Source organism: Nonomuraea sp. NPDC049655 (genome assembly GCF_044465465.1).
In the GTDB taxonomy this organism is placed as follows: domain Bacteria; phylum Actinomycetota; class Actinomycetes; order Streptosporangiales; family Streptosporangiaceae; genus Nonomuraea.
Genome location: NZ_JBITLS010000009.1, coordinates 60,095 through 78,643, shown reverse-complemented (window position 1 = coordinate 78,643; position 18,549 = coordinate 60,095). Strand labels below are relative to the sequence as shown.

15 protein-coding genes are annotated in these 18,549 nt (G+C 73.4%); 7 read left to right on the top strand and 8 right to left on the bottom strand.

Annotated features, from left to right (window positions below):
* The first annotated feature begins 33 nt into the window (after positions 1-33).
* From ACIBQ6_RS27975 to ACIBQ6_RS27965, 3 genes are read left to right on the top strand one after another with little or no spacing between them, the layout of a single operon-like run.
* On the top strand, positions 34-813 hold the full coding sequence (locus ACIBQ6_RS27975; RefSeq protein WP_397215452.1) for a hypothetical protein: 780 nt from the start codon (positions 34-36) through the stop codon (positions 811-813).
* Positions 814-873: 60 nt separating this feature from the next.
* On the top strand, positions 874-1,206 hold the full coding sequence (locus ACIBQ6_RS27970; protein ID WP_358295214.1) for a helix-turn-helix transcriptional regulator: 333 nt from the start codon (positions 874-876) through the stop codon (positions 1,204-1,206).
* Entirely contained in the window at positions 1,203-2,147 is a 945-nt protein-coding gene (locus ACIBQ6_RS27965) for a hypothetical protein (RefSeq protein WP_358295211.1), read from the top strand. Before ACIBQ6_RS27970 ends, ACIBQ6_RS27965 begins: the two co-directional genes overlap by 4 nt.
* Positions 2,148-2,233: 86 nt before the next feature.
* On the opposite strand, the gene ACIBQ6_RS27960 is transcribed toward ACIBQ6_RS27965, so the two are convergent.
* Together ACIBQ6_RS27960 and ACIBQ6_RS27955 are read right to left on the bottom strand one after the other, a co-directional pair.
* Positions 2,234-2,764, bottom strand: a complete 531-nt coding sequence (locus tag ACIBQ6_RS27960) for a MarR family winged helix-turn-helix transcriptional regulator (RefSeq protein ID WP_397215449.1) — start codon at positions 2,762-2,764, stop codon at positions 2,234-2,236.
* A complete protein-coding gene (locus tag ACIBQ6_RS27955) occupies positions 2,754-2,972 on the bottom strand; it encodes an SDR family oxidoreductase (RefSeq protein ID WP_397215447.1) in 219 nt (72 codons plus the stop codon). The genes ACIBQ6_RS27960 and ACIBQ6_RS27955 overlap by 11 nt, the downstream gene beginning before the upstream one ends.
* 136 nt (positions 2,973-3,108) lie before the next feature.
* Here ACIBQ6_RS27955 and ACIBQ6_RS27950 point away from each other — a divergent pair, with 136 nt between their 5' ends.
* A complete protein-coding gene (locus ACIBQ6_RS27950; RefSeq protein WP_397215445.1) occupies positions 3,109-4,611 on the top strand; it encodes an apolipoprotein N-acyltransferase in 1,503 nt (500 codons plus the stop codon).
* Here the strand turns inward: ACIBQ6_RS27950 and ACIBQ6_RS27945 are convergent.
* Positions 4,606-5,595 carry a transcriptional regulator gene (locus tag ACIBQ6_RS27945; protein WP_397215444.1) on the bottom strand — a complete coding sequence of 330 codons (990 nt, stop codon included), beginning with the start codon at positions 5,593-5,595 and terminating at the stop codon, positions 4,606-4,608. The two genes, ACIBQ6_RS27950 and ACIBQ6_RS27945, sit on opposite strands and share 6 nt — an antisense overlap.
* A complete protein-coding gene (locus tag ACIBQ6_RS27940) occupies positions 5,592-6,551 on the bottom strand; it encodes a hypothetical protein (RefSeq protein ID WP_397215442.1) in 960 nt (319 codons plus the stop codon). Before ACIBQ6_RS27940 ends, ACIBQ6_RS27945 begins: the two co-directional genes overlap by 4 nt.
* 118 nt (positions 6,552-6,669) lie before the next feature.
* On the opposite strand from ACIBQ6_RS27940, the gene ACIBQ6_RS27935 reads away from it, so the two are divergent.
* On the top strand, positions 6,670-10,581 hold the full coding sequence (locus ACIBQ6_RS27935; protein WP_397215440.1) for a S8 family serine peptidase: 3,912 nt from the start codon (positions 6,670-6,672) through the stop codon (positions 10,579-10,581).
* Here the strand turns inward: ACIBQ6_RS27935 and ACIBQ6_RS27930 are convergent.
* The gene (locus tag ACIBQ6_RS27930) at positions 10,560-11,096 is read right to left on the bottom strand and encodes a GlxA family transcriptional regulator (RefSeq protein ID WP_397215438.1); all 537 of its coding nucleotides are present in this window, start codon (positions 11,094-11,096) and stop codon (positions 10,560-10,562) included. The genes ACIBQ6_RS27935 and ACIBQ6_RS27930 overlap by 22 nt on opposite strands.
* Here ACIBQ6_RS27930 and ACIBQ6_RS27925 point away from each other — a divergent pair.
* On the top strand, positions 11,095-12,060 hold the full coding sequence (locus ACIBQ6_RS27925) for an NADP-dependent oxidoreductase (protein ID WP_397215436.1): 966 nt from the start codon (positions 11,095-11,097) through the stop codon (positions 12,058-12,060). The genes ACIBQ6_RS27930 and ACIBQ6_RS27925 overlap by 2 nt on opposite strands.
* Before the next feature lie 78 nt (positions 12,061-12,138).
* Here ACIBQ6_RS27925 and ACIBQ6_RS27920 read toward each other — a convergent pair whose 3' ends face one another.
* Positions 12,139-15,216, bottom strand: a complete 3,078-nt coding sequence (locus ACIBQ6_RS27920) for a S8 family serine peptidase (RefSeq protein WP_397215434.1) — start codon at positions 15,214-15,216, stop codon at positions 12,139-12,141.
* A gap of 300 nt (positions 15,217-15,516) precedes the next feature.
* Here ACIBQ6_RS27920 and ACIBQ6_RS27915 point away from each other — a divergent pair, with 300 nt between their 5' ends.
* On the top strand, positions 15,517-16,281 hold the full coding sequence (locus tag ACIBQ6_RS27915; protein WP_397215432.1) for a hypothetical protein: 765 nt from the start codon (positions 15,517-15,519) through the stop codon (positions 16,279-16,281).
* 40 nt (positions 16,282-16,321) lie between these two features.
* Here the strand turns inward: ACIBQ6_RS27915 and ACIBQ6_RS27910 are convergent, their stop codons facing one another.
* Positions 16,322-17,533: a cytochrome P450 gene (locus ACIBQ6_RS27910; protein ID WP_358295182.1), complete on the bottom strand. Its 1,212-nt coding sequence runs from the start codon at positions 17,531-17,533 to the stop codon at positions 16,322-16,324.
* Positions 17,530-18,522 (bottom strand): methyltransferase, encoded by a 993-nt coding sequence (locus ACIBQ6_RS27905; RefSeq protein WP_397215430.1) that lies wholly within the window; start codon positions 18,520-18,522, stop codon positions 17,530-17,532. The genes ACIBQ6_RS27910 and ACIBQ6_RS27905 overlap by 4 nt, the downstream gene beginning before the upstream one ends.
* Positions 18,523-18,549 lie beyond the last annotated feature (27 nt).

Sequence of the window (18,549 nt, the reverse complement as noted above, 5' to 3'; positions counted from 1 at the left end):
GCGATATGCCGACATCTCCGGAAAGTGGGTCCCTTGTCGCCGACCGTCTTACGCCTCGCCTGCCTCTCTCTGGCGGCACTCCTCCTCGCCACAGGCTGCTCCGCCGCACCCCCTGCAACCGAGCAGGCCGTCCAGCCCTCGCAGGCCTGGAGCGGCGACTCCGCGGCAGGCAGCACGGAAGACGCGGATGACGATCGCGTCGAGGTCTGCGTCAGGAAGGCCACGTCGGTCAGGGTCGACTACCAGTTCTGCGACGACAAGGTGAAGGGCTACGCCCGCCGCCTCCTGACCGGCACCGCAAGGATCCCCGCCATCGGCAGGAAGGTCGGCAAGGGAGTGACCGGCGAGTACACCGGCCTGACGTACCGAGCTCCCAGGAAGGGCGGCAAGGGCGTGACGAACATGATCCTGGACGAGGACGACCGCATCGAGATCTGCGTCCGCGAGGAGACCCGGGTCCGCGCCGCCGACAAGCACTGCGAGAACGACAGGTCTGGTTACGGCTGGTACTACCTTCTGCTGTCCGGCCAGATCCCCGCGGTCGGCAAGAAGGCCGCGAAGGGCTCCTTCTTCTCGAACGGGAACTCCTCATGGTTCAGGGCGCGCCCGAGCGGCGGCAAGGGCAGCAAGGCGATCGTCGAGCAGGAGCCCCCGACCGTCACTGACGACGGCGGCACCCGTACGCGTACCTACAGCGGAAGCTGCTCGACGACGATCGGCGCCTCCTGCGCGGACGACGACGGCGGTTCGACACCGTCATGGAACCGCCGCTGCACCACCTGCACCAGGAAATCCACCGGCCGTCGCCGCTAGAGCGGATCGGTTGTGAAGGCCGTACCGTCGATAGGTAGGTGACCGGTATATATTGATCACATGAGACAGATGCAGGAGCCGACCTTCCTGATCCTGACCGCGCTGGCTGCCGGTCCACAACACGGATACGGCATCATCACCGACGTGGAGCGCATCTCGGACGGCCAGGTCCGCCTGCGCGCCGGCACCCTGTACGCCGCTTTCGACCGGCTCCAGGAAGAGGGCCTGATCGCCGAGGACCGGGAGGAGATCGTCGACGGCCGGGTGCGCCGCTACTACCGGCTGACCGGCGACGGCGCCGCGAGACTGGCGGCGGAGGCCGAGCGGATGCGCAGGCACGCCAAGGCGGCCACCGCACGCCTGCGCGCGATCGGTTCGGGGGGCGTGGCATGAGCCTGCTCGAAGCCCGCTACCGCCGCCTCCTGGCCACCTACCCGCGAGACCACCGGGCGCGGCATGAGGAAGAGATGATCGGCGTGCTCCTCGCCGGAGCGCGGCCGGGCCAGACCCGTCCTCATCCGGCCGACGCGGCGGACTTACTGTGGGGCGCGCTGCGCGTCCACGGGCGGCGCGCCTTCGGCCCGGTATCCTCGCCGGCCTGGCGCGCCGGGCTGGCGCTCGCCGTGGCGTTGTGGCCGTTCCTGATGCTGGCAGGTGCGCTGGCGACCGGGCTGCTTCAGGGGGCCGAAGCCGTAGAAGGCGTAGGGGCCGCCGCTGTGGAGCGGCCGGTCTGGATCCTGTACCTGGCCGGGCCGATCGTCATCGCGGCCCTGCCGGCGCTGGCCGTGCTGCTCGGTCGGCGGTGGATCGCCGTGCTCGGCGTGGTCGCGTTTGCGCTGTATCAGGCAGGCAATCCATTTCCCGGTCTCCTGGATCTGGACACACTGTTGTTCCCCAACCACGGCCCGGTCCTGCTGGCCCAGCTCGCGTCCGTCGCCATCGCCTTCGCGCCCGCGGCGCATCGCGCGATCACGGCCGTTCCGCGGCGCGCGTTCCTGCTGTGGGGGCCGCTCGCCCTGGTCGGGCTGACCGCCAGCAAGGCCATCGTGCGCTGGGTGGACGTGATCACCCACCAGGACATCGTGAGCTGGAAACCCGTGCCGTGGCTCGTCGTGGTCGGGCTGGCGGCCGGGTACGCGTGCCGGTCGGCCGTGGGGCGGCGGGCGGCGCTGCTGCTGTTCGTGCCCGCGGCGGCCCTCGGCGACCTCGGGGACCTGCCGTCGGTGCCGACCTTCACGGCCCTTGCCCAGCTCGGGTGCGCGGCCCTGGCCTTCACCGCCGCGGCCGCCCTGACCCGGCGGCGGAGAAGCCTGGGACGAGCCCCGGCTTCTTGAGCAAGAACCCGCCGCCGAGGCTCGCGCCTGCGGTCGATGGGAAGGTGGACGAGCGTCACGTCGGCGTGGCAGCCGCCGTCCGGGAGTCAGTCGCCGACCTGGCCGGTCGGCGCGGGGCCGCCGAATCCGGCGAGGAGTTCGCGCAGGAGGTCGGCGAGCTGCTCGCGGCGCTGGAGCGGCAGGTGGCCGACGAGGCGGTCCTCCGCGGTGAGCAGACCGGCGACGACGCGGTCGAGCAGGGCGTGGCCGGCCTCGGTGAGGGTGACCGCACGGGTGTGGTAGCCCGATCCGGCGGTGGTCCGTTCGACCAGCCCCGCCGTGACGGCCCGATCCACGCGCTGGGTGATCGCGCCGCGCGTCACCATGCACGCCTCGGCCAGCGCGCCGGGGCTCATCCGGTACGGCGGCCCGGCACGGCGCAGGGTGGACAGCAGGTCCAGCGTCGCGACGTCCACGCCGAGACCGGCGAGCAGGCGGCGGCGCTCGTCGCCGAAGACCTTGGCGGCCCACCAGATGCGGGTGATGACCCCGGTCGAGTCCACCGGGACGCCCGGCAGCTCACGCCGCCAGGCGTCCTGGATCGCGTCGGCTCCGTCGCGGGGCAGGTCAGCGGCCACGTTCGGCGCCGCCGTTGACCTGGACGACCTGGGCGGTGACATGACTGCCGCCGGGCGAGGCGAGCCAGTGGACGGTCTCGGCGACGTCTCCCGGCGTCCCGGGGCGGCCGGTGCAGGTCTGGGCGACGAGGGTGGCGCGGCGGTCGTCGTCCAGGGCGCCGCCGAAGAACTCGGTGTCCTGGATGAACCCCGGCGCGACCACGTTCACCGTGATGCCGCGCGGCCCCGCCGCGCCACCGGCACCCTGCCGTCCCGGCGGCCCGCCACTGCCGGGGGTATTCCCTACTGCGGTTCGGGGGAGTTCGGGATGGGGAGGTGAGGGCCGCGCTGCCTACATTCGCCGCATGAATCATGTGACTCGCTGGGCGGCGCTCGCTGCCGGAACCGCCCTCTCGCTCGTGGCCGCGCACGGCCGATGGGAGGTGGCCGGGGCGGCGTGGATCCATCTGATCCTGCTGTTGCGCTTCTCCCGCACGAGCCGGACGCTTCCGGCGCTGGGCGGCATCGCACTCGCCACCGTGGTGTCCACCACGTTCTGGCTCTACGAGAGCGGGCTGCCGGTGTTCAGCCCGGTGCTGGCGCTCTCCCTGGTCATGGCGCTGACGGGCGTCGTGCCGTACGCCCTCGACCGTCTCGTCGCGGCGCGCTTACCCGGCGCGTGGGCCACGCTGGTCTTCCCCCTCGGGGTGGTCGGCGTGGAGTACGCGCTCGCGAACGTCAGTCCCGTCGGCAACATCCTGAGTTCGCTGGCCGCCACCCAGCACGACAACCTCCCGCTGCTCCAGCTCGTCTCGGTGACCGGCGGCTACGGCGTCAGCTTCCTCATCGCCTGGTTCGCCGCCGTCTGCAACCACCTCTGGCAGGACGGATTCACCTGGCGGCGAGTGGCGCCCTTCGGTGCCGTGCTGACGCTCGTGCTCGTCGGCGGAAGCATGCGCCTGGCGCTCGCGGCGCCAGCCGGCGAGACCGTGCGGGTGGCCGGGGTCAGTCCCGCACGTTCGGTTCTGGAGGCGTCCGACAAGGCCCTGAACGGCTTCCCCTCGCCGGAACAGCTCGCCGGGGCCGATCCCGACACGGTTCGGCGGGCGTTCGCCCCGGTCAACGACTCCCTGCTGACCGCCACCGAACGGGAGGCGAGCGCCGGAGCCAGGATCGTGGTCTGGCCTGAGGCGGGCGGCGCGGCACGCGAGGCCGACAAGCAGCGGCTGATCGACGCGATCGCCGCGGTCGCCGTCCGGACCGGCAGCTATGTGGACGCCGGATTGATCGTGATCACCGGCGCGCCGCCGTACATGCGCAACGAGACGGTGCTCGTCGATCCGAACGGACGGGCCCGATGGACGTACGAGAAGGCCCGCCCGGTGCCGGGCATGGACCCGTTCGCCCCCGGGGACGGCAGGGTGCCCACCGCCGACACCCCGTTCGGCCGCCTGGCCAACGTCATCTGCTTCGACGCCGACTTCCCCGCCCTGATGAGGCAGGCCGCCGACGTGGACCTGATGCTGGTGCCGTCCAACGACTGGTACGGCTTCGGCGCCACGCACACCGAGAAGGCGGCCGTCCGGGCGGTGGAGAACGGCTACTCGCTGATCCGGCAGGCCGGCAACGGCCTGGCCGCGGTCTTCGACCCGCAGGGCCGGACGCTCACCTCGGCCGACTACTTCACCACCAGGCAGCAGACGATGGCGGCGTATGTGCCTGTCGCCAGTGATCCGACGATATATGCGCGTATCGGGGACGTGTTCGCCTGGCTCTGTCTCGCGGCGATGGCCGTCCTCGGGGCCGTGGCCATGCGCACCAGGCGGCCGACCGTCACCCCACTGTCGGCCGGCCGGGAAGGCTCATGAGCCCGGCCGCCCGTACGGGCCGTGCGGGTCCTGCGGGGTGCTCCGGGCCTGGGAGCGGGCGGCCTGCACGCCGGCCTGGAAGCGGGTGTGGGCGCCGAGCCTGGCCATGAGCTCGGCGATGCGCCGCTGGGCGGTGCGGTAGCCGATGCCGAGCTGGCGGGCGATGGCCTCGTCGGTCAGGCCGGTCAGCAGGAGGGCGATCAGCCGTTCGTCGTCCTGCGGCGCCTCGCGCGAACCGGTCAGCCGCATCGGCAGCGCCCGCGCCCAGAGCCCCTCGAACAGCCTGCTCAGCGCCTCCAGCAGCCCGGAGGGGTGAACCAGGAGCGCCGCGGAGTCGGGCGACTCGTAGCGCAGCACCAGCAGCGCGAACCGGTCGTCGACCAGGTAGAGCTTCATCGGCAGGCTGGGCAGCACCCGCGCCAGCTGGCCCGCGCCGATCATCCCCTCGATCAGCCGCAGCGCGCCCGGCCGGTCGATGAAGTCGCGCTCGTAGATGACCCGGCTGGTGATGCCGCGCTCCAGCAGCTCGCGGTGGGCGGCCACGCTGGCGTGCCGGTCGAAGTACGGCGGCTGGGAGAAGGTCCGCACCTGGTGGCGGGCCGCGCGCTGGAGCTGGAGGAGGCGTTGCCGTACCGCGGCGGCGCCGGTGATCACCTCCACGACCAGCGGCTGCTGCTGCCCGCAGGCGCGCTGCTGGAAGGCGTCGTCCAGGTCGGCGGCGCGCTCCCTGGCTCGCGCGAGCCCCTCTTCGGCGACGGTGAGCAGCGCGTCGAGCGCGACGTCGGGGGCGACGGCGACGTACCGCGCCGGTTCGTCCGGCAGCCGGTCGACCAGGCCCTTGCTCTCCAGCCCGGCCAGCAGCGCGGGCAGGCCGGAGCCGGCGAAGCCCGCGGCGAGCCGGTCGAGGGTGGCCGGCGAGCACTCGACGAGCAGCTCGTAGAGCTCCTCCTCGGCCGGGCCCAGCCCGAGCGCTTCGAGCGTCACCGCAGCCAGCCGCGCAGGACGGCCTGGTAGCCGGCCTGGAACCGGGTCTGCGCGTCGAGTTGGACCATCATCGCCTGCACCCGCCTGCGCACCGTGCGCACGCTCCAGCCGAGCTGCGCCCCGATGGCCGCGTCGGTCAGCCCGGAGATGAGCAGCGGCAGCAGGTCCTCGTGCGCGTCGGCGGGGCTCCGCTCCTCGGGCAGCCGGGCCTGCCCCTGCCGCACGCCCAGCGGGACGGCGCGCTGCCAGCTCATCTCGAACAGCGCGCCGAGCGCCGCCAGCAGCGTCGGGTCGTGCACCACCAGCGCGGATTCGACCAGGTGCCGGTCGTGCCGCAGCGGCACGATCGCCGTCGGCCGGTCGTTCAGGACGAGCTTCATCGGCACCTCGCCGACCCGGGCCTGCTCGCCGGCGGTGATGTAGTCGGTGACCACCGTCAGCGCCCCGGGCAGCTCCATCGCCTTCCTGTCGTACAGGACGCGGTAGTTCACTCCCCTTGCCAGCAGGTCGAACTCGCGCGCGTTCGCCCCGACCACCCCCACGTACGGCGGCGCGTCGAACACCCGGATCGAGCGGCGCGTCTCCCGCTGGACCTGCTCGAAGCGGTCGTTCACCGCCTGCCTGCCGATCACCACCTCGACCAGCCCGGCGTCGTCGCGCTCGGTGCCCGCCCGGTGGAAGGCGGCGCTGAGCCCGGCGATGCGGGCCCGGGCGGCGGTCAGCGCCCTGGCCCTGGCGCTGATCAGCGCGTCGAGGCCCATGCTCGGGGCGACCGCGGCGTACCTGGGCGGGTCCTCCGGCAGCCGGGTGACCAGGCCGAGTTCCTGGAGCCTCGCGCAGAGCGCGGCCTGCGGGCCGGCCAGCCGCTCAAGGTCGGCGGCGATGATCGGCGAGACCTCGATCAGCGTCTGGTACAGCGCCTCTTCGGCCGTCGACAGGCCCAGGGATTCGAGCATGCGCCCATCGTGTCCTCTTCCCGCCAACGGCGTGAAGAGGACGAAAGGTCATCTTTCCGGATATGGCGCGGAATGGGAGGTTTTGTGTGCTCGATCATGAACTACTCCGAGGAGAACCATGGCTCGCCGCCCGCTCGCCGGGCTGACCGCGTTGGGGTTGGTCCTGTCCATGGGGATGGCCACGCCCTCCCCTTCACCCGAGTCCGCCGACACCCCGGCCCCCGCCCCGGGCGCCTTACCCGCCGCCACCCAGCTCACCCTGATCACCGGCGACGTGGTGACGTACGCCAAGGCCGCCGACGGCACCCCGCGCGCCGACGTGAAACCGGCCAGGCGCGCCGGAGGAGCGCCGGTGTCCTTCATGACCCTGCGCAAGGGCGACTCCTTCTACGTCTTCCCCTCCGACGCGCTGGCCCCGGTGGCCTCGGGCCAGGTGGACAAGGGCCTGTTCGACGTGGCGTACCTGGCCGCCAACGGCTACACCGACGCCGAACGCCCGACCCTGCCGGTCATCGTCCAGTACGGCGCCGCCGAGCAGGCCGCCGCGACGCTGTCGGCACGGGCCGACGCGCTCCCGGCCACCGCCTCGCCCGTCGCCCTGGCCAGCGTGGGAGGCGCCGCCGTCAAGGTGGACAAGAAGGCGGCGCGGGAGTTCTGGGCCGCGGCCGCCGCTTCCCCCACCGCGTCCCCCACCGCGTCCCCCACCGTGTCCCCCACCGTGTCCCCCTCCGTGCGCGCGACCGCGCCGACGGCGATCTGGCTCGACCGCAAGATGAAGGCCGTGCTCGACAAGAGCGTGCCGCAGATCGGCGCGCCGCAGGCCTGGGCCGCCGGCTACAGGGGCAAGGGCGTCAAGGTCGCCGTGCTCGACACCGGCGTCGATCCCGGCCACCCCGACCTGGCCGGCCGGATCGGGGCGACGGCCAACTTCACCGACGATCCCGACACCCGCGACGGCCACGGCCACGGCACCCACGTCGCCTCCACGATCGCCGGCTCCGGCCGGTACACGGGCGTGGCGCCCGAGGCCACGCTCCTGGTGGGCAAGGTGCTCAGCTCGTCGGGCACGGGCACCTCGTCGCAGGTCATCGCGGGCATGCAGTGGGCCGCCGCGCAGGCCAAGGTCGTCTCGATCAGCATCGGCGGCGAGTACGAGGACCAGAACGGCCCCGTCAACCAGGCGGTGAACACGCTCAGCGCCGAGACGGGCGCGCTGTTCGTCGTGGCCGCCGGCAACGACGGCGGAAGCCGTACCGTCAACGCGCCGGGATCCGCGGCGGCGGCGCTGACGGTCGGCGCGGTCGACCGTGAGGAGAGACTGGCCCCCTTCTCCAGCAGAGGCCCGGCCCCGTTCGACTACGGGCTCAAGCCCGACGTGGTCGCGCCCGGCGTCGGCATCGTCGCGGCCCGCGCGCGGGGGACGTCGATGGGCTCGCCCGTGGACGAGCTCCACACCGCCGCCTCCGGCACCTCGATGGCGACCCCGCACGTGTCGGGCGCGGCGGCCATCCTCGCCGGGCAACACCCCGACTGGACGGGCCCGCAGCTCAAGGCGGCGCTCATCGGCACCGCCAAGGACGACGGCCTGACCGCCTACCAGCAGGGCGCCGGGCGCATCGACGTGGCCAGGGCGGTCACCCAGCAGGTACGCGGCTCGGGCAACCTCGACTTCGGCTTCCTGACCTCCCCGCAGAGCGGCCCGGTCACCAAGAAGATCACCTACACCAACGACGGCGACCAGCCGGTGACGCTGACCCTGCGCGCGAGCATCACGGCCCACCGCGGCACCGCCCCCGAGCAGGCGCTCAAGCTGGACCGCGACACGGTGACCGTCCCCGCCCACGGCGCCGCGGACGTGGCCGTCGCCTTCGACCCGTCAGGACCGGCCACCTGGTACGCGGGTTCGGTGGCCGCCACCGGCGGCGACGTGGTCGTGCGCACGGCCGTGGGCGCGTTCGTCGAGCCGCGCAGGGTCAAGCTCAAGACAGAACTGATCATGCCGGACGGCGCGGCCGACGCGGTCTCCGTCCCGTGGCTGTTCCTGCGTACCGACGACCGTGACGACCTGGACTCCTTCTACCAGACGGCCGAGGGCGAGGCGAGCGTCTACCCGGGCACCTTCAGCGTCAACACCATCGCCGCCTGGCGGGGTGAGGACGGCGAGTGGCAGCAGTCGCTGCCGACCGCCCCCGAGGTCAAGGTGGACCGGGACACCACGGTCACCCTCGACCTGCGCAAGGCCCGCGAGGTCCGCCTGGACACCCCCCGCACGACCGAGACCTACCTGTCCCACTACGCCCTGCGGCGCACCACCGCGAACGGCGTCGTGGCCGACTTCCTCTCCTCCTACCCGGCGTACGGGCTGCACCATTACTGGATGCTGCCCACCGAACCGGTCAAGCAGGGCGCTCTCGACCTCACCGGCCAGTTCTGGCAGGGCGCGCCGCTCGTCACGATGAAGGCCGGCGGACGCACGCTCGCCCCCCGCTACGCGGGCGTCACCCCCGACCTCCCCAAGCTGACCGGCAAGCAGACCCTCCCGCTGGTGGACGTGGGCCACGGCGCCGACCTGTCCGGCCTGGACGTACGGGGCAAGCTCGCCCTGCTCGACCTCGGCGACCTCTGCCCGGACACGACCTGCTCCGGCGACGGGCTCGACCGCGTGCAGGCCCTGGCGGCCGCCGGCGCGGTGGGCGTGCTCGGCTACGGCGCGTCGGGACGGGCCTTCCTCGACCCGACCGGAAGCTGGGCCTTCTACCCGATCCCGACCATGAGCCTGCCCGCCGACCAGGGCAGGGCGCTGGCCCGCAAGCCGGTGGACGTCAAGGTCGAGGGCAGCCCGGCCACGCCGTACATGTACTCGCTGTTCTTCCCCGAGCGCGGCCGGATCCCCGCCGGCCTCGACTACCGGGTGACCAGGAAGAACCTCCAGGAGATCGACGACCGCTTCCACTCCGACCGCCCCGGCGCCGTGCGCATGAGCTGGACCCCCGTGCTGATCAACGGCCCCGAACCGTTCGCCGCGTGGGGTCTCGGCGGCGCCTGGCAGGCGCGGACCACCGTGACCGAGTACGTCGGGCCGGTCTCGCCCGACGTGACCTGGCAGCGCGAGGTCAGGATGCGGTACGACGAGGGCGACCTCTCCAGGACCGGCTACAACACGGTCGCGCTCGACGTCTTCACCAAGGCGGGACGCCGGACCGAGCGGTGGGGCATGCAGCCCAGGGTCCCCGGCGGCCCGCGCGACGGCGACCGCGTGATCGACTCGGGCACGGTCACCTGTTTCGCGTGCCGTACCGGCGACCTGTTCACCTCGGCGGTGCCCGTCATGGGCCCCGAACCCCACCACCAGGAGCCCTTCACCTGGAGCGCCAATTTCCAGGCGTGGGCCGGCGGCAAGGACGAGCTGCACCTCTACCGCGACGGCCGAGAGGTTCCCCTGGAGGAGAAGATCGGCGCGCTCGGTCCCGTCGCGATCAAGTTGCCGACCTTCACCCTTCCGCCCGATGAGGCCGAATACCGGCTCACCGACACCTTCCACACCCCGCAACCGGGACAGCGGTTCGCGACCGACGTCGAAACGGCCTGGACGTTCCGCTCCAAGCGCCCCGAATCCGGGATGAAGGACCTCACCGACGGCCTGTGCGCGGGCTGGCTCGTCACCCAGGTCCTGGCTCCCTGCGCGCCGGTACGCCGGCTCAGCCTCAGCTACGACCTGGACCTCGACCTGGACAACCAGGCCACGGCCGGGGCCACCCGCCGCATCACCGTCACCGGCTACAACGGCTCCTTCGGGCAGCCCGACGCCAAGCTGACCGCGCTCCGGCTCTCGGCCACCTACGACGGCGGCGCCCACTGGGTGCCCGTCCCCATGTCGGCCTCCGGCGACCACGCCTTCACCGGCACCATCACCCACCCGCCCCTGTCCCGGACCGACGGCGCCGTCGGCCTCCGCGCCCAGGCCACCGACCAGGAGGGCAACACCGTGGACCAGACGATCCACAGGGCCTACGGACTGAAGCAACCCTGACGAGCCGTCGTCGGATCCGGTGCGTTGTGGGCGCGACGGTAGGCCAGCGGTGACAGGCCCAGGTACGTGTGGAAGTGCTTGCGCAGGGCGACGGGGTCGCCGAAGCCGCAGGCGGTGGCGATCCGCGCGACGCTCAGATCGGTGGACTCCAGCAGCAGCCGCGCGTGCGCCAGCCGCCGCTGGGCCAGCCACTTCTGCGGGCTGCTGCCCACCTCGCCGCGGAACCGCCGGGTGAAGGTGCGCACGCTCATGTGCGCGTGCCGGGCCAGGTCCTCCAGCGTGACCGGCTCGGCCAGCCGGTCCAGCGCCCACTGCCGGGTCGCCGAGGTGGAACGGCCGGTGTCCTGCGGAACCGGGTGCTCGATGAACTGCGCCTGCCCGCCTTCGCGCCACGGCGCCACCACGCAGTGCCGGGCGGCGGTCGAGGCCACCGCCGCCCCGTGGTCCAGCCGGACCAGGTGCAGGCACAGGTCGATGCCGGCCGGTCCCGGCAGAACAGAGAGTGAGACGGACATGAGCGAGCACATCATGCGGGCTGTCACCGTCAGGGAGTTCGGCGGGCCGGAGGTGGTGACCGTCGAGGAGGTCGCGCGCCCCGAGCCGCTGCCGACCGAGGTGCTGGTGCGGGTGCACGCCGCCGGCGTCAACCCGGTGGACTGGAGGACCCGCGAGGGTCGTGGCATGGCGGAGTTGCAGACGTTGCCGCTGATCCTGGGCTGGGACGTCTCCGGCGTCGTCGAAGAGGTCGGCTTCGGCGTCACCACGCTCGCCCCCGGCGACGAGGTGTACGCCATGCCGTGGTTCCCGCGCGCCGCCGGCGGCTACGCCGAGTACGTGACCGCACCGGCCCGCCAGTGGGCCCGCAGACCGTCCACCCTCGACCACGCGCACGCGGCCGCCGTGCCGCTGGCGGCGCTGACCGCCTGGCAGGCCCTGGCCGACGCCGCCCACGTGCGGGCCGGCGAGCGCGTCCTGATCACGGCCGCCGCCGGCGGGGTCGGTCACTTCGCGGTCCAGTTCGCCCGGCGCCTGGGCGCCCACGTGATCGCCACCGCCGGCGCCGCACGCCACCCGTGGCTCAAGGAGCTCGGCGCCGACGAGACCATCGACTACACCACCACCCGCTTCGAGGACGCCGCCACCGACGTCGACGTCGTCATCGACCTGGTGGGCGACGCCCATGACCGGACCGGCACCCGATCGCTCAAGGTCCTGCGGCCCGGCGGCCTGCTGGTCGCCCTCACGGCCGGTGTGTCCCCGGAGCTGGCCCGGGCCGCCGAGGCGGCCGGCGTGCGCGTCACTCCGTACCCGGTCGAGCCGGACGGCGCGGCGCTGACCACGATCGCCGGCCTGATCTACGCCGGGGAGGTCGCCGTCGAGGTGGCGGAGACCTTCCCGCTGGAGCAGGCCGGCACGGCCCACGCCCGCCTGGAGACCGGCCGCACCCGCGGCAAGCTCGTCCTCACCGTGACCGGCTGAGACCGCCCCGGGGCGCGGCCGGGGCGGGACGTCCCAGGCGAGGACCGGGCCGCGGGACGTCCCGCGGCCCGGGCGCGGTCAGCCGACCGCGTACGCGCGGGTCACCGTCTGGGTGACGCCGTCACCGGCGGTGTCCTTGGCCGTCGCGCGCAGGGAGACGAACCCCGGGGAGCCCGGGTTGGCGACGGTCGCCGTCCAGCCGGAGTCGGCCGCCCGGGTCCTGACGGGCTGCCAGGTGGCGCCGTCGTCGGTGGAGAACTCCAGCTCGACCGTGCGCACCGCGGCGCCGCGGGCGCCGGGGTTGCGTTCGATCCAGATCGACAGCGGGGTTCGCGACCCGGGTCTGGCCCGGTTCGCGGTGTCGAGGCCCTTGGGCGCGTACCTGACCGCCGTCAGCGGCAGGGGCGTGGCCTGCGCCGTACGGGCCGAGCGGAACGTCCAGACGGCGTAGACGCCCGTGGACAGGGTGTTCACGGACGTGTCCCGGCGCGAGGACGCGGCGAGGGTGTAGGTGCCGGCGTCCTGCGGCAGCGTCGCGGACAGCGCGCACTGGTCGCTGTCGCCCGGCGCGCACCCGGCGATGTCGCTGGTGGCGAGCTGCCTGCCGTCGCGGGAGAGGGTCAGGGTGCCGGTGGCGGTGGCGTCCATGCCGGTCAGCCCCGCGACGCCGTCGGTGTGGAGCCGGCCCGCGAAGAACTGGAGCGTGTCTCCGGTGCGGCTGCCGCCGGGCGTGGCGAACGACGGGCCCGCGACCGCGGCGTTCCAGACCTCGGAGAAGCCGCGCTCGCGCACCGGGCTCGTGCCGATCTGCCGGGAACCGCCTGTCTGGAACTCCGAGGACCAGGCGAGCCCGGGGCTGCGGTAGTGCGTCATGGCGGAGGGCAGCGGGATGTCCTTGGTGGGCAGGGTGAGCGCTCCGGTGCCGGCCGGGTCCAGCGGTCCCGTCCACATGGTGCCGGTGCCGGCCGCGCCCGTGGAGCGGAACGTCTCGGACGCCTTGACCAGGTCCCTGGTCCGCGCGGAATAGGTGGGGTCGTCCGGGATGCCGCCGGTGCGGCGGTCGACGAGGTCGTAACGGTAGGGGCTGGGCGCGGCGTCCTTCTTGTGCCAGACGGTCCAGGACTCGTAGGTGAGCCCGGGTTGGCGGACCGGAATGACGTAGTAGCCCGCATTGGGGTCCTGGCCGGAGGCGTACCAGCCGTACTGCCATGGACCGTTGGCGAGGTAGAGGCCGAACTCCCGGTCGGCCACGGCGGTGGGGTCGTCCACGGCGAACCGGACCTGCCTGCCCTCGCGTGCGTCGACCGTGACGCGCAGGTCGTCGGCACCGACCGCGAGCGGCCGGTGCCCGACCGTCAGGACGACGGGGTCGAAGTCGTAGATCTCGGTGTAGAGGTTCCAGGCGCCCTTCGGGAGCCGTGTCTTCGCCACCCCGTCGCGGAAGGTGAGCATCCGCTGGGCGCCGCGCGCCTGGTCGTAGACCATTCCGAACACCACGCCGGGCGCGGCGCCCGACCTGGCGACAGCGGTGACGGTGACGTCGTGGGACTCCGGCTCCACGTACGCGCCCGCCGGGGTGCGCAGGATCGTGTCGCCGGAGGTGGCGGTGAGCACGCCCGGGTAGTCGCCCGCGGGCTTGCCGGTGACGTCGAGAGTGAGGGTGAGGGACGCCTGCCCGCGCGCCGGGACCTCCAGCTTGTCCTGCGGCAGCTTCAGCACGTCGGTGTCGGTCGTGAGGTTCAGGGTGACGGGGGAGTCCCCGTCGTTGGTGTAGGTGATCGTCCGGGTGGCCTGGTCGCCGCCGGTGTGCTGCCACGGGAAACCGGCCCAGACGGTGGCGGGAGCGGCGATCACCTGCTGCGCCAGCGCGCGGGGCACGTCCACCCGCCCGGCGCCCTGCTCGTAGAGGCCGGTCCCGCTGGTGGGCTTGGCGCTGTCGACCAGCGCGGCCTTGAGCTGCTGCCCGGTCCAGCCGGGGTGTCGCTGGGCGAGGATCGCCGCCGCGCCGCTCACGTGCGGCGCCGCCATGGAGGTCCCGCTGTGCGCCACGTACGGCCCGTCGGCGGTGCCCTCCGCCGCGGCGGCGACGATGTCCACGCCAGGGGCGGTGATCTCGGGCTTGATCGCGTGATCGCCCGTTCTGGGGCCCTGGTTGGAGAACCTGGACACCTGGTCCGACCGGTCGACGGCGCCCACGGAGAGCGCGGCGTCCGCGGTGGACGGGCTGGACACGGTCCCTTCGCCGCCGCCGTTGCCGGCCGCCACCACGAAGAGCGTGCCCGTCCGTTCCGACAGGGTGTTCACGGCCTGCTCGACGGGATTGTCGCCGGGTTCGTCCACCGTGCCGAGGCTCATGTTGACGACCTTGGCGCGGACCTCGGTGGCGGCCCACTCCATGCCCGCCAGCAACGCCGAGTCGGCGATGCCGTCCACGCCGCCCACCTTCCCCACGGCGATGCGGGCCCCCGGCGCGACGCCCCGATACTTCGTCCCGGCTCCGGCGACGATCGAGGAGACATGCGTGCCGTGGCCGACGCGGTCGGTCATGTCCGGCTCGTCGGAGAAGTTGCGCTCCTGGGTGACGACGCCCTTGAGATCGGGATGACCGGCGTCGTAGCCGCTGTCGAGCACGGCCACCGTGACGCCCTGGCCGGTGAACCCCTGCTTCCACGCCTCGGGCGCGCCGATCTGCGCGGTGCTGCGGTCCAGCGAGAAGGACCGGCGCCCGTCGAGCCAGATCTTGCCCTTCCCCGCGGCCGGCGTACGAGCCCCGCTCACCAGGTCCCGCCACGTCCGCGCGGCGGTGCTCTTCGGCAGCCGCACCGCCGCCACGCCGAGGTCGTCGAGCTTGCGGGTCAGGCGGGTGCCGCTCAGTGCCGGGGCCGGCTGCTCCCCCAGGGTCTGGCTGATCAGCGGGATCTCGTCCGTGTCGGCGTCGCCGTACTTCCACGCCAGAAGCCGGGTCACGTCGAAGAGCCGATCGTCGAGCAGGCCCTCGCTGACCAGCGGGAACGCGTCCGAGGGGATCACGTAGAGGTGTCCGTCGCGAAATTGCGTCGAAAAGCGGACCCGCCGGCCGGGGGCGCTCTCCACCCGGTGGCCCCGGCCGCTGACCGTCACCTTGTCCCCGGTCAGGAGCGTCACGCTACCGGTCACGACCGGGCCGGTTCCTGCCGGGGCCGCGGCGAGGGAGGGTTCCTGAGCCGTGACGGCTCCCAAGGAACCGGCCAGTACGGCGGCCACTAATCCTGTTCGCAAAGTTGTGAGTGCCACACCCCTACTTGGACGAATCGTCGTGAAGCGTTATGAGCCACGTCGCCAACCGGCCGGCATTGAGGGATCGATCCACCTGTGCGACATTTGCGGCAGGCTCTCAGTGAGCAGCGCGGGGGCGGCGATGGTCCGGTCGTGGCGCGCCGCCGCACTTGTCCTGCGGCCGGACGGGGTGAGGAGCGTATGGGCCACGTTCTCGAAAAGCGGTACCGCCGTCTTCTGCGCGCCTGTCCCGAGGGCTACCGCGCCGGCGTGCCGGGGTGGGCCGACGGTCTGCACCTCGGCGCGCTGGCCGTGGCGGTCGTCACCGTCGCGCAGCTGCCCGTCCTGCCCTACCTCGTCTTCAAGGTGTGGACCGGGGTCGGGGTCGTCCTGGTGGTGGCGCTGGTGCGGGGATGGACGCGGGTCGCGGCTCCTGTCGCGGCGATCGCCGCGCTCCTGACGAGCTGGCCCATCGTCCTGGGATGGTGGCACAGCCCGGTGGTCGACGTCGGCCCGCTGTACGGCGACCTCGGGCCGGTCGCGCCCTACTGGGTGGTCGCGGCCGCGTCGGCGGTGCTCGCCGTCCGGCGGACCGGGGCGGGCCGCGCGTCGGGGCAGGCCCGGTGGTGGGGCGCGACGATGCCGGTCCGGTCGCCGTGGTGGCTGGTCGTCCCGCCGGTCTGCTGGGCGCTGCAGCTCGCGCGGGGGCCGGCGGACGAGACGGTCTGGGGCGTGGTACGGGCCGGCGTCGAGGTGGTGGCCCTGCTGCTGGTGCTGGCCGCCACGCTGGCCGCCCGGGACGGCCGCTGGGCGCTGGCCGCCGCCGTCTACCTGGTTCCCGGCCTGGTCCACCTGGCCGAGAACCTGCTGGTGACCCGGGTGAGCGGTTTCCTGTACTGGAGCGTGCTCACCGTTCTCGTGGTGACCTCCTTGGCGGCGGCCCGGCGGATGCGCGTCAGGGCGTGACCGCCTGGTGCCCGCACGATGTCCTGCGGGCGCCTGGAGGTCAGGAGGTGGTGACGAGGAAGCGGTGGAGGCCGCGGCCCACCCAGCGGTCGCGATGGTCCGGCGGCTCGGCCGCGGACAGCGCCGGGAAACGCCGCAGGAGCAGCGGCAGCGCGATGCGGGCCTCCATGCGCGACAGCGGCGCCCCCAGGCAGAAGTGCGGCCCGGCGCCGAAGCTGAGCGGCTGGACGTCCGGACGGTCCGGGTCGAAGCGGGCCGGATCGGGGAAGCGGCGCGGGTCCCGGTTGCCGGCGGCGAGCATGAGGACGACCTTCGTCCCGCCCGGCACCGGGACGCCGGAGACGTCGGTCGCCGTCTCGGCCCACCGGCTGGTCGCCTGGACGGGCGCCTCGAACCGCAGGACCTCCTCCACGTACGCGGTGGCGAACCCCGGCTCCGCGCGCAGCCGCGCGGCCAGGCCCGGATGCTCGAACGCCAGCCGCAGCCCGTGCCCGAGCAGGAAGCTCGTCGTCTCGAACCCGGCGGTCAGCAGCAGCATGAGGTTGCCGACCAGCTCGTCGTGGCTGAGCCGGGTGCCGTCGTCGTGGGCGCGGACGAGTGCGGTCAGCATGTCGTCGGCGGGGTGGCGGCGGCGGTCGTCGATCAGCTCGCCGAAGTAGCCGGCCAGCTCGTCCATGGCCTTGTCGGCGATGGACAGCCTGGCGACGTTGGTGATGCCCTCCAGGGCGATCGTCAGGTCCGAGGCGACCTGCCGGAACCACTTCTGGTCCTCCTCGGCCACGCCGATGAGCGCGCTGATGACGGCGATCGGCAGCCGGGAGGCGAACTCGGCGACGTAGTCGACGGGCGTGCCGCCGGCGCCCAGGTCGGCCAGCCGGTCCAGCAGCCGGTGGACCATCCGCTCGACCGACTCCTGCATCCCGGCCACCCGGGCGGGCGTGAAGCCGCTGCTGACCAGGCGCCGGGTCTGGGTGTGGCCGGGCGGGTTGCGATACAGCATGGAGTCGGTGTAACCGCGCAATGAGGAGTGCGAGCGCCAGGCGGGATAGATGTGGTCGTACCCGGCGGCGTCCTGGACGCGGAGGCGGTTGTCGCGCAGCGCGCGGTTGATCTCGGCGTACCCGACGGCGACGGTGAGACCGGGGCGTACCGGCACGACGGGGCCGTGGGCGCGCAGCAGCTCGTACAGCGGGTAGGGGTCGCGGCGGCCCTCGGGGGCGACCAGGGCGGCGACGATCTCGGCGGGGGTCACGGGCGTGCCACCAGCCGGACGATCCGCAGCGCGCCCGCCGGATGCACCGAGGCGACCTCCAGGCCGCACCGCGCGGCCAGGGCCCGCAGGTCGGCGACGGCGCGCTCGCGGCCGCCGTAGTAGACGAGCATGCGCAGGTCCATCCCGGTACGCGGCGACTCGCCGTCGGGGCCGAAGTCCTCCACCACGAAGACCGAGCCGCCCGGTCCGGCCGCCTCGGCGCAGCGGCCCAGGATGACGGCGGCGTCGTCGTCGCTCCAGTCGTGCAGGATCCACGACAGCAGGTAGCCGTCGGCGCCCGGCGGCAGCGGGTCGAAGAAGCTGCCCGAAACGGCCTCGCCGCGGCCGGACAGTCCGGCGGCCGCCAGCGCCGCGGCGGCCGCCCGCGCGGTGGCGGGCTGGTCGACGACCGTGCCGCGCAGGCCGGGGTAGGCGGTGAGCAGGGCGATGAGCAGGGATCCGTCGCCGCCGCCGACGTCGACGATCCGGCCGAGGCTCCCCCAGTCGTAGCCGGCCACGATGGCGGGGGCCCGGCCGGGGACCTCGGCGGCCATGCGCGCGTCGAACGCGGCGGCGCGGGCCGGGTCGGCGGCCAGGTCCGCCCAGAACGAGCGGCCGAACTGGCGGGGGAAGGCGGCCTCGCCGGTGCGCACGCTGTGCAGCAGGTGGGCGAAGGCCAGCTCGGCCCGGCCTTCCCAGCTCTCGATGTCCAGCATGGCGCGCATCCCGGCCGGATGGTCGTCGCGCAGCTCCTCCCCGATGGCGGTCAGCGTGTACCTGCCGTCGTCGTCGCGGCCGAGCACTCCCCTGGCGGCCAGGTAGCGCATGAGGCGCTCCAGCACGCCGGGGTCGGCGCCCACGGCGGGGGCGAGTTCGGCGCCGGTGGCCGGCGCCTTGGCGAGCCGGTCGGCGATCCTCAGCGTCGCGGCCACCCGGATCGCCATCGGGGTTCCGAGGTGGGCCAGCGCCCACAGGCGATGCTCCGTCACGCGGTCATCGTCACATCGGGGCGCGCG